Source organism: Ginsengibacter sp. (assembly GCF_057362405.1).
On the sequence record NZ_JBMQQG010000141.1, the window covers coordinates 1 to 11,789 of the forward strand.

8 protein-coding genes are annotated in these 11,789 nt (G+C 39.4%); all 8 read left to right on the forward strand.

Annotation, left to right across the window (positions count from 1 at the left end; all coding sequences use genetic code 11):
* Positions 1 to 804: sensor histidine kinase (locus ACO1O5_RS11385; protein WP_486270272.1), on the forward strand; the 804-nt coding region annotated here is incomplete at its 5' end.
* Positions 801 to 2,792: a sensor histidine kinase gene (locus ACO1O5_RS11390; protein ID WP_486270273.1), complete on the forward strand. Its 1,992-nt coding sequence runs from the start codon at positions 801 to 803 to the stop codon at positions 2,790 to 2,792. The genes ACO1O5_RS11385 and ACO1O5_RS11390, both read left to right, overlap by 4 nt.
* A gap of 317 nt (positions 2,793 to 3,109) precedes the next feature.
* Positions 3,110 to 3,382 carry a DUF4242 domain-containing protein gene (locus ACO1O5_RS11395; protein ID WP_486270275.1) on the forward strand — a complete coding sequence of 91 codons (273 nt, stop codon included), beginning with the start codon at positions 3,110 to 3,112 and terminating at the stop codon, positions 3,380 to 3,382.
* A gap of 89 nt (positions 3,383 to 3,471) precedes the next feature.
* A complete protein-coding gene (locus tag ACO1O5_RS11400) occupies positions 3,472 to 4,983 on the forward strand; it encodes a sensor histidine kinase (protein WP_486270276.1) in 1,512 nt (503 codons plus the stop codon).
* 45 nt (positions 4,984 to 5,028) lie between these two features.
* Positions 5,029 to 6,429: a sensor histidine kinase gene (locus tag ACO1O5_RS11405; RefSeq protein ID WP_486270278.1), complete on the forward strand. Its 1,401-nt coding sequence runs from the start codon at positions 5,029 to 5,031 to the stop codon at positions 6,427 to 6,429.
* 13 nt (positions 6,430 to 6,442) lie between these two features.
* On the forward strand, positions 6,443 to 10,078 hold the full coding sequence (locus tag ACO1O5_RS11410) for a two-component regulator propeller domain-containing protein (protein ID WP_486270280.1): 3,636 nt from the start codon (positions 6,443 to 6,445) through the stop codon (positions 10,076 to 10,078).
* A gap of 39 nt (positions 10,079 to 10,117) precedes the next feature.
* A complete protein-coding gene (locus ACO1O5_RS11415; protein ID WP_486270282.1) occupies positions 10,118 to 10,492 on the forward strand; it encodes a response regulator in 375 nt (124 codons plus the stop codon).
* A complete protein-coding gene (locus tag ACO1O5_RS11420) occupies positions 10,492 to 11,532 on the forward strand; it encodes an adenylate/guanylate cyclase domain-containing protein (RefSeq protein ID WP_486270283.1) in 1,041 nt (346 codons plus the stop codon). Before ACO1O5_RS11415 ends, ACO1O5_RS11420 begins: the two co-directional genes overlap by 1 nt.
* Positions 11,533 to 11,789 lie beyond the last annotated feature (257 nt).

Sequence of the window (11,789 nt, forward strand, 5' to 3'; positions counted from 1 at the left end):
ACGCTTCAAAATTTAAAATCCACCCAATACCAACTTATCCAGTCAGAAAAAATCGCGTCTCTTGGCCAGGGCACCGCAGGTAATGCGCATGAAATCCAAAACCCTTTAAACTTTGTAAACAATTTCTCAGAAGTAAATACAGAATTAGTTGATGAACTACAAAGTGAATTAAAAGCGGGTAATACCGAAGCTGCGATAGCAATATCTAGTGACATTAAAGAAAACGAAGAAAAAATAAATCATCATGGCAAGCGTGCCGATGCCATCGTAAAAAATATGCTGCAGCACTCAAGAACAAGCACGGGACAAAAAGAACCAACAGATATTAATGCATTAGCAGATGAATATCTGCGTTTATCCTACCACGGTATGAGGGCCAAAGACAAAACTTTTAATGCAAATATGCAAACTGATTTTGATGCAAGCATCGGAAAAATAAATGTCATTCCACAGGATATTGGAAGAGTGCTGCTTAATCTTTTTAACAACGCTTTTTATGCAGTAAATGAAAAAGCAAAACAACAAACCGCCGGTTACGAACCAGTTGTTTCTGTAATTAGTAAAAAGATAAACAACATTATTGAACTAGCGGTAAAGGATAACGGCAATGGAATTCCGAAAACAATAAGTGACAAAATATTTCAACCATTCTTTACCACCAAGCCAACGGGACAGGGAACAGGATTGGGTTTGAGCTTAAGCTATGATATTATTAAGGCACATGGTGGGGAAATAAAAGTAGAGGCGCAGGAAGGGTTGGGAAGTACATTTGTGATTCGATTGCCCTTAAATGGATTGCAATGAAAAGAATTTTATATTCTATTTTAATTATGACGGCAACGCATGCTTATACCAGCGCCCAGGTAAAAGCCATTGACAGCCTGAAGCAATTACTGGAATCCGAAAAAAAAGATACCAGTAAAGTCATCCTGCTTAATAATTTAAGCGCCATATATTCACGTTTCAGGCCAGACACAGCTTTGCAGCTGGCACAAGAGGCGCTGTCATTGGCCGAAAAAGCAGGTTATGTAAATGGAGAGATTACCAGCTATTTTGCTATTGGAGCCGCGTTAGGAAATGCGGGCAATTATTCAAAAGCCTTACAGGCTTTTCTTGAATCATTAAGCAAAGCAGAGTCTATCCATGATGAGCGGGGAGTTGCAAGGGCGCTCAGAGGTATTTATGTTAATTATTCGGAAAGAGGTGATGAAAGGCAGGGTGTTAATTATGCAATTCGGGCCCTGGCAATTAATAAAAGAATTCATGATGATCGCTTTGTTGCAATGGATATGCTGAATTTGAGCGACGGGTACCTGATACTGAATATGACGGATTCTGCAATATGGTACAATATCCGGGCTTATAATATGGTCCTTCAGCAAAGGGACACAATTTTGATAGGATTTGCCTTGCATAATTTCGGGAATATCTATTCTAACCTGGGCGACTACGCGAAGGCACTCTTTTATTTCCGATCGTGTTTGCCCTATTATAAACAAATGAAAGATGACCAGGCGCTTTGTGAAGTTTATTTAAGTATTTCAAAAGTATTTAAAAAAGAATTCAACCGTGATTCGAGTTTGTATTATGCAAAATTGTGTCTGTCTACCGCCACGGAAGCAGGTTTTACGAAAAGTGTGATGGATGCTTCTAATTTTCTGACAGATTATTACGCTTCTGTTCACAATATAGACAGCGCTTTTATTTACCAGTCAGCTGCTATTGCTGCAAAGGACAGTCTTTTCAGCCAGGAAAAAGCGAAAGAAGTGGAAACCCTGAATCTGAATGAAGTCATGCACCAGCAGCAAATTGAAAAAGAGAAAATTAATTTTCAAAATCGGATAAAGTTTGATGCACTTGTTGGTGGAATTTTTTGCTTGCTGATCGCAGGGGCTTTTTTATACCGCAATAACAGGCACAAACAAAAAGCGAATAAGTTACTTTCAACACAAAAACAAAAGGTGGAAGACGCATTGCAGAAATTGAAATCTACCCAGGCTCAACTAATCCACTCCGAAAAAATGGCCAGCCTCGGTGAACTCACTGCAGGCATTGCACATGAGATACAAAACCCGCTAAACTTCGTCAACAATTTTTCTGAAGTAAATAAAGAGATGATTGCTGAAATGAAAGAAGAAATTGATAAAGGAAATTATAGTGAAGTAAAAATTATTGCTGATGACATTGAAGCTAATGAAGAAAAAATAAATCATCATGGCAAACGTGCCGATGCCATTGTAAAAGGCATGCTGCAACACTCACGGTCAAGCACAGGTGTAAAAGAGTCAACTGATATTAATGCTTTGGCGGATGAATATTTACGATTAGCTTATCATGGTCTTCGGGCAAAAGACAAAGATTTTAATGCAACAATGAATACAGATTTTGATGAGGCTGTTAAAAAAATCAATATTGTCCAGCAGGATATCGGAAGAGTGTTGCTGAATTTATATAACAATGCTTTTTACGCAGTTAGTGAAAAAAAGGATGCCTCGACAAGCTTAGCAGGACAACTTTATGAGCCAACAGTTGCAGTTAGCACAAGGTCGGTCAAGTCCCCTTCAGGGGATTTAGGGGTTGTACTAACGGTAAAGGATAATGGTAATGGCATCCCCAAAAAAATATTAGACAAAATCTTTCAACCCTTCTTTACCACCAAGCCAACAGGACAAGGAACAGGGCTGGGTTTGAGCTTAAGCTATGATATTGTGAAAGCGCATGGTGGGGAGATAAAAGTGGAAACGAAAGAAGGGCAAGGGAGTGCATTTACTATATCGTTACCTGTTATCTGAATCACGACTACCCCGGTGTCGGCGGGGGTTGAAAAGGGCGAAAAGTTTACGAGGCTGTAACGCATGTTTATTCGTTGACCTGCTAAAACAAGATTCGTAAAATCCGTCCATTTGTGCTCATCCGCGATTCAGATGCTTTATGATTTGGTGAAGGTATATAGCCGGGTTACGTTAGCTATCGGGGTGCTATCGCAATAAAGGAAAAAATACAGAAGTGTGAATAGACCACTTTTTTTTGTAAATTGGATATTAGAAGGTATAAAGAATGTAATGCCTGATTTAATTTTCTAATTTTAGTCACATAAAAATACCAGCATATGCCAAAATACATCATTGAAAGAGATATCTCCCGGGCCGGGAGTTTTGATATCGAAACTCTAAAAACGATTTCAAGAAAATCGCGGGAGGTTATTTGCTCATTAGGCACAGATATTCAATGGATACATAGCTATGTTGCAGGAGACAAGATTTACTGTATCTACATGGCAACAAATGAAGATATTCTTCTGGAGCATGCAAGGCTCGGAGGGTTTCCTGCTAACCGGATTACAGAAGTGGCCAATATCATAGATCCGCAATGGGGCGAATAGACGGTGGGCATGGCGGCATTTTTACTAGTAATGAATTTCCCGATGCGGGAGCTTTGCGCTCAGACATAAATTTTCACAATTAGCCTGGTATGGATACTGATAAAGATTTGCCGGAGAAAGAAAGAACCCTATTTCTCGAGCGTGAGTTAAAAAGAGTAGTAAATGATCTGGCCCGGAAAACCCGCGAGATTGAAGTGGAGAAAGCACTGGAAAAAGTACGGGTAAAAGCGCTCGATATGCGCAGCAGTACTGAGCTTTCCGAAACGTCCACCATTCTTTTTCAGCAATTGAAAGAATTGAATATTGACGCCATTCGTTCGGGTGTTGGCATATTTGACGATGAAGGTTATGCTATTGAACTGTGGGTCACCTCCGTATCGGATGATGGCCATGTATATTTTATACTGGATTATATAAATGTAAATGTCCACCCGGTTTTTGAAAATATTATTGAAGCCAGGGAAGCTCAAAAACCTTATGTGGTTACTAATTTAGAAGGCAAGGACCTGCTGCATTACTACAAAACCATGTCTACCCATACTGGTATTCCAAACAGGGGAGGAATTATTTACAGCGAAAATTTTTATTCTTTCTATTTTTCTGCAGGTACTATTAACGTAGTTACTAATAAGGCCTTAACGGATGAAGAGCTGGATATTATGCTGCGGGTGACCGATACATTCGGCCTTATATACACGCGTTTCCTGGACCTAAAAAGATTAGAAGAACAGGCAATTTTGATTAAAGAAGAAAAAAAGATACTGGAAGCAGCGTTGGATAATTTAAAAGCTACACAAAGCCAGCTTATTCAATCAGAAAAAATGGCTTCACTTGGAGAACTAACAGCCGGGATAGCCCATGAAATTCAAAACCCTTTAAATTTTGTAAATAATTTTTCTGAAATAAATGCTGAATTGATTGATGAGTTAGAACAGGAAGCCAATGCCGGCAATACTGAGCAGGTAAAAGCAATCGCAAAAGACATTAAAGAAAATGAAAAAAAGATAACTCATCACGGTAAGCGGGCCGATGCTATCGTAAAAAATATGCTGCTGCATTCAAGAAGCAACACAGGGCAAAAGGAACCAACAGGCTTCAACAATTTATGCGATGAATATTTGCGTCTATCCTACCACGGTATGCGGGCTAAAGAGAAAAACTTTAATGTTATAATACAAACTGAATTTGATAAGAGTATCGGTAAAATAAACATTGTTCCCCAGGACATCGGAAGAGTACTGTTGAATTTATACAACAATGCATTTTATGCTGTAAAGGATAAAGCGAGGCAAAGCGCTACGGATGGCTATGAGCCAAAAGTAATCGTCAGGACGTCTTTAAAAATACCTTCTGCGGGCGGAGGTGCGGTAGTTCAACTAACGATACATGATAACGGGAATGGAATACCCCAAAATATCGCTGATAAAATTTTCCAGCCATTCTTCACAACAAAGCCGACCGGCGAAGGAACAGGATTGGGGTTATCATTAACCTATGATATCATCACAAAAGAACATGGTGGAACAATAAGTGTAGAATCACAGGAGGGAGAACAAACGACGTTCATAATGCAATTACCAGCCAACATCACAACAGGTTGATATAATTTATACTGTTTAAGAGTAATTTTAGGTAAACTATTTTCTATGTCGGCCGAGCCGTTTATTATTTTTTTTCTTCTGCGTAGTGTGCGTAAAATTTTTAGGAACACTGCGATTGACGAAGCCTGGGGTCAAAAAATAATGATGGTATTATATATCGTTGTTGTCTTATTCGTACTGGAACTGGTATTGCATATCGGGTACATCACAAAATGGATATGGCATGCGCTATTAATCGGCATTATTATCGTGGCTTATGTAAAGAAAGAATTTACAACGATCAGAACCCTTATCAATGCGGTTCTACCGTTTGCCATTATATCATTCCTTGGCGATCTATTTCAAACATTAACCGCAGCTACCTATAAACAAATTGACAACTATGTTGATATTGCCACGATATTTTCTATTGTGTGGATGATTGCCATGCTTTTTGTTTCCAGAAAACAACAAAAAGCGTTGCGGCTCGAGCATGAAAAAACGCTGCAGCAGGAAGAACAACGAAAATGGGTGGAAGCAAAAAAAGAAGAACTTGAAAAAGTAGTGGCAGAAAGAACTTCCGAATTGCGGCATCAAAAAGAGCAGGTAGAAAATGCTTTGGCTGAATTGAAAGCAACGCAAACACAATTAATACAATCAGAAAAGATGGCGTCGCTTGGTGAACTTACTGCGGGTATCGCACACGAAATACAGAACCCTTTAAACTTCGTCAACAATTTTGCAGAAGTGAATAAGGAATTGCTGGTAGAATTGACTCAGGAAATTGAAAAAGGAAATTTTGAAGAAGTAAAAATTATTGCTAAGGACATACAGGCCAATGAAGATAAAATAAATCACCATGGAAAGCGGGCCGATGCTATTGTAAAAGGGATGCTGCAGCACAGTCGCCAAAGCACCAGCGGGGTTAAAGAGCCAACCGACATTAATGCCCTGGCCGATGAATATTTACGATTAGCTTATCATGGTTTGCGGGCTAAAGACAAAACATTCAATGCCACCATGAAAACAGATTTTGATACAACCATTGGCCCTATCAACATCATTCCTCAGGATATAGGCAGAGCCGTCCTCAACCTGATCACCAATGCCTTTTATGCCGTTAATGAAAAAAAGATCCTTCGACAAGCCCGCCTGCCGGACGGGCAGGCTCAGGGTGACAGCTACGAACCAACAGTTACAGTTAGTACAAGGTCCGTAAAGTTCCCTTCAGGAGATTTAGGGGTCTTACTAACGGTCAAGGATAATGGAAATGGCATTCCTCAAAAAGTGCTGGACAAAATTTTTCAACCATTTTTCACCACCAAACCCACGGGGCAGGGAACAGGCCTCGGTTTATCATTAACCTATGACATCATAAAGGCACATGGAGGAGAAATAAAAGTGGAAACATCGGAGGGAAAGGGCTCAACATTCATTATTTCATTATCTTTAAATGGGCTCTCATAAATCAGAAGAATACATGAATAAAACTAAGGCTTACTACTACCAACTATTGGCGTTCGTTATATTATTAATTACTTTTTCATCCTGTAATAATTCAGAAAATATTCCATTCCCTAACAGTGAACTTGGATACACGCAGCCTGTAACAGTACCGCTTGTTTTCAGTGATGCTAAACCACTAAAATGGGATACGGCTAAAAAAGGCGGGATAACACCAGTCATACAAAAGTTAGACATAGATGCATTGCCGGCTATTCCTTACGATTCAACCGGCTTTAAACCTTTTGCGCAGCCTCCTGAAGTAGTTAAATTTGATTTTAACAACCTTCCTCAAAAGGATTTAAGTCTTGATAAATTATCACCAATACCCCTGGACTTCAAAACCTCTGACCTGGGTGCTCCCCCGACTATTAAGGCCGGCACTTCCATTATGGAGAAAGGTAAAGCTCTTGCCATTTTCGACTTTGGACAACCACAGGGGCTGCAGGCAAAGCTTATCGGGGCGCTGTTAAAAGACCATAATGGGTTACTATGGATAGGCAGCAGTGAGGGTTTATTCAGGTTTGATGGCGAACGTATTCAAACATTTGTACAAGGCTCCGCATCTGATGCTGCAATCATTGGCCTTGCGGAAGATAGTTCCTATAATATCTGGTTTATAAAAGGAGCAAGCATTGGGATGATTGACTTGCATAAGGGGACTATTAGTTATTCAACTAAGATAGGGTTACCGTTAAGGGGCCTCGATAAAATGACTGTCGACGACAGAGGAAATATCTGGGTTTTTAATTATATCGACAAGGCTGTAAGTATTGTAGATCCCGGCTCTATGACTTATAAGAACCTGGATATGAAAGCCGGTCTCTCCGATTCCTCAGCTTTTCAAATATTACAGGATGTAAATAAGAAGATTTGGATCACGACCTTAAAGGGAGGCGTCGATATTATTGACCCGGTTGCCGGGAAAATAAAATATTTGAGAAAAGCGAATGGCCTTATAAGTGACACCCTAAGGCCGATAACTGAAGATAAAAAAGGACAAATCTGGCTCGGAACCCCGGAGGGATTAGATGCTGTAGACGTAAAAAAAGGAATTATAAAACATTATACCAACTTGCAGGGATTCAGAAAAAAGTTCTCGCTGAATTTATCAGTTGACAAACAGGGGCACATCTGGAGAACAACTGTTAATGGTATTGAATTAGCGGATGTTGAAAACGGGAGGATAAGGTATATTAACGAAGCTGACGGACTGAGCGGGACTGTAATAACTGCTGCCGTGGAGGATAACTACCACCGTGTGTGGGTATCGTCCACAACAGGATTGAATATAATTGACCAATATGGAGAAACAGTACATCCCTTAGGTACCACTCAAATAATTAGCTTGATGGAAGATGCTGCCAACAACTTGTGGGTGGCAACTCAAAACGGACTTTATATAGTTAATCCCCAAAGAAACGCCATGAGATTATTAAACAAATCGAATGGGTTGAGTAACGACTTTGTACAATCGTTTTGGAAAAAAAACGGGAATATGGTTGTTGCTACAAATGGTGGTTTCAATATTATTGATCTTGCCAATAAAACCATATTGAAGGCGGGTAAAAAAGAAGGCCTGGTAAGTGACAGCATCTATGTTGCCTTTGGTGATGATTCGGGCAATACATGGCTAACGGGGCCGGGTAGTGGCGTTGATAAAATAGACTCGGCAAAAAATATTACACTTCATACGGATGTTGCCGGAGGATTGAATGATAATACAATAATGGATATCAAGCAAGACAAAGACGGTTTGATTTGGCTGGCTACAAATCACGATGGAATAGATGTAATTAACCCTTTGCAGGGAACAGTAAAATTTTTAAATAACCAGCCCGGCCTGAAGGATACGTGCAACCGAATGATGTTTGCGGACATGCAAGGGCGAATGTGGATAGGAACCGACAAAGGCGTGTATATCGCGGATACAAAAATGGGCACACTTACCTCCATAACGACCAGGGAGGGTTTATCCAACAATACTATATTATCGCTCTTAGAATATAATGGAACTATGATTGCCGGTACCAATAATAAAATTAATATTATAACGACACCGGATACCGGTAATTCTTCTTCCGCCTGGAAAATATCACTTTTAAATAAATCCCAGGGACTATTGAAAGAAACCAATTCATGGTCAACTGATGCCGTTACGCACGACGGGCAATATTTATGGGGAGATGTTGGCATTACAACAATTAATCAAATTGCACCCAGCACTGATTCGGTGGCCAGTTATATAACTGGCCTGAACGTTATGACTCATCCCAGGCATTTTGCCGATAATGACGGCATGACGGGGAAAAAGCGTTCCAACGGCGATTTTTCTGATGACGATAAACTAAAATGGGATAGTGTTTCGGGCCCTTATAATTTACCGGTAGATTTTACTCTTCCGTACGACAAAAATTACCTGCAGTTTCAATTTGCACAGGCCAGTTTAGGTCGGCAGGATACTACCTTTTATGTATATATTCTTGAAGGCATCGATAAAAACTGGAGCGCTGTTACTACCAATCCTTATACAGAGAATTATTTAAATCTGCCTCCCGGAAAATACAACTTCAAAGTTAGCAGCAAAGGAATCGACGGTAAATGGGGGAAAGCGGCTTCGTTTAAATTTACGATTATGCCACCATGGTATCAAACATGGTGGGCGTATACCATTTTTGCATTATTGGGTATTGGCTTGTTGCGAGCTTATATCGTGTATCGCTCCCGGAAGCTGCAAAAGGAAAACAGGATACTCGAAGAAAAAGTAACTCACCGCACGGCTCAATTAAAACAAACTATTGATGATCTTAAGTCAACACAATCACAATTGATTCAGTCAGAAAAAATGGCTTCCCTTGGTGAACTCACTGCAGGTATTGCTCATGAAATTCAAAACCCCTTGAATTTTGTAAACAATTTTTCTGAAGTGAATATTGAACTAACAGATGAACTAAAGGAAGAATTGAATAAAACAAGCATCCCGGATGCGGAAAAAATAGCCATCGAAAAGATTGCAGATGACATAAGAGGCAACCAGGAAAAAATAACTTTTCATGGCAAGCGGGCCGATGCTATTGTGAAAGGAATGTTGCAGCATAGCCGCAGTAGTAATGGACAGAAGGAGCCCACGGACATCAATGCTTTGGCAGATGAATATTTACGATTGGCCTATCATGGATTAAGAGCTAAGGACAAATCATTTAACGCTACCATGAAAACAGATTTTGATAAAACTGTTGGTAAAATAAATGTAGTATCTCAGGATATTGGCAGAGTAATTCTTAACTTAATAACCAATGCATTCTATGCAGTAACAGAAAAGAAGAAACAGCACCCGGATAACTTTGAACCGACCGTAACGGTAATGACTTCCAAAATTCCTGTTGGTGAGGGCGGGGGAGTTCTAATTACTGTAAAAGACAATGGCAATGGCATTTCGAAAAAAGTAATGGACAAAATATTTCAGCCATTTTTTACCACAAAACCCGCAGGGCAGGGAACCGGATTGGGCTTATCTTTAAGCTACGATGTTATTAAAGCGCACGGCGGTGACCTGAAAGTGGAAACGAAAGAAGGTGAAGGAGCAACGTTTACGATAAGCTTGCCAGTATAAACGATACTCATTAAATTTATAAAAACATAAAAAAGAAGCATGAAAATATTAGTAGTAGATGATGAAAAAGATATGGAAACATTATTTCAACAACGTTTTCGTAAAGAAATCCGGGATAAGGAAGTAGAATTTGCGTTTGCGTCGTCCGGGGAAGAAGCACTTCGTTATTTGGAGCAACTGCGCCACGAGGCCGTACTAATACTTTCAGATATAAATATGCCGGGAATGAGTGGACTCGAATTGCTAAGGCATATCAAGGAAAAATATGAAAATCCTCCACCGGTTGTAATGATGATAACTGCCTATGGAGACACCGATAATTATAACCAGGCTATGAAATTGGGTGCTGATGAATTTCTTACCAAACCAGTTGATTTTAATTTACTAAAGGAAAAATTAAAAATTAAAAATTAATGGCAAAGATTTTAGTGGCAGATGATGAAGCAGATCTCGAAGTGCTTATTAAGCAAAAATTCCGAAAGGAAATAAGAGAAAATAAGTATGTGTTTATTTTTGCTGCCAACGGAAGTGAAGCGCTCAAATTACTGAAAGATGATCCTGAAATTGATATCCTGCTAAGTGATATCAATATGCCTGAAATGGATGGCCTTACACTTCTTACTAAACTCAATGAATTAAATCTGCTTACAAAAGCTGTTATTGTTTCTGCTTATGGCGATATGGAAAATATAAGGACCGCTATGAACCGCGGTGCATTTGACTTTGTTTGCAAACCGGTAAATTTCCAGGACCTTGGTATTACCATTCAAAAAACAATGGATTATGTTTCGCAGATGCATAAAACCCTTGATGCCATAAAGGAAAATAATATACTCAAAATGTATGTTGACAAAACCGTTTTGAATTTCATGAGCGGCCGCGAATTTGAAACACAATTGTTGGCCAATGAAACCATAGATGCTACTGTTGTTTTTATCGATATTTCAGGTTTTACCGCCATCACCGAAAAAGAACCTGCGGATGTTGTAGTTAATCTCCTTAATAAATATTTCGACATAATGGTTAAGGAAATTATTGCACAGGATGGTTATGTTGACAAATTTATCGGCGACGCCATACTGGCAGTATTTAAAGGAAATTTTCACCTCGACAGGGCGATTGATGCCAGCCTCTCCGTACGTAAGCATATTGAAGAGTCGGGGCAGCAAGCTGAAGTATCCTCATTTCATCCAATGGTTTCTGTTGGTATCAACAGCGGAGAAATGATTTCAGGAAATATTGGTTCGGCACAACTACGCCGTCTTGATTACACCGTTATTGGTGATGTCGTAAACACCGCACAACGTTTACAAGATGCTGCAAAGGCAGGCCAGATACTTATTTCAGAAGAATCGTGGAAAAAAGTAAAGGAATCGTTTAACTGCAGACCGGTAGATCAAATCAAAATGAAAAATAAATCGAAGTCTTTCATGGCTTATGAAGTACTCGATTAAAGAAATTTAATTCGACGTACAAATACTAACCCTCGATTTGTCCTCACCGTCATGGCCCTCCAGGCTCCATTCTAGCACACACAGTTGTCTGTTGTTTATCTGAATAAAATGCTTGCAAAAACTCAATTAAAATTGTATTTTTAAAATTCTAATTGATTCTTTCTATCTCAAGGAAGTACCTCCTCTTTTATTTATTTTTTATTGATCATTCTTTCCACGGAAGCAACCATATTGCATGGCTAAGTCATATAAAATAT

Excerpts from the sequence above, each read along its gene's own strand:
- ACO1O5_RS11390 (WP_486270273.1), top strand. The coding sequence starts at position 801 with ATGAAAAGAATTTTATATTCTATTTTAATTATGACGGCAACGCATGCT.
- ACO1O5_RS11395 (WP_486270275.1), top strand. The coding sequence starts at position 3,110 with ATGCCAAAATACATCATTGAAAGAGATATCTCCCGGGCCGGGAGTTTT.
- ACO1O5_RS11400 (WP_486270276.1), top strand. The coding sequence starts at position 3,472 with ATGGATACTGATAAAGATTTGCCGGAGAAAGAAAGAACCCTATTTCTC.
- ACO1O5_RS11405 (WP_486270278.1), top strand. The coding sequence starts at position 5,029 with ATGTCGGCCGAGCCGTTTATTATTTTTTTTCTTCTGCGTAGTGTGCGT.
- ACO1O5_RS11410 (WP_486270280.1), top strand. The coding sequence starts at position 6,443 with ATGAATAAAACTAAGGCTTACTACTACCAACTATTGGCGTTCGTTATA.
- ACO1O5_RS11415 (WP_486270282.1), top strand. The coding sequence starts at position 10,118 with ATGAAAATATTAGTAGTAGATGATGAAAAAGATATGGAAACATTATTT.
- ACO1O5_RS11420 (WP_486270283.1), top strand. The coding sequence starts at position 10,492 with ATGGCAAAGATTTTAGTGGCAGATGATGAAGCAGATCTCGAAGTGCTT.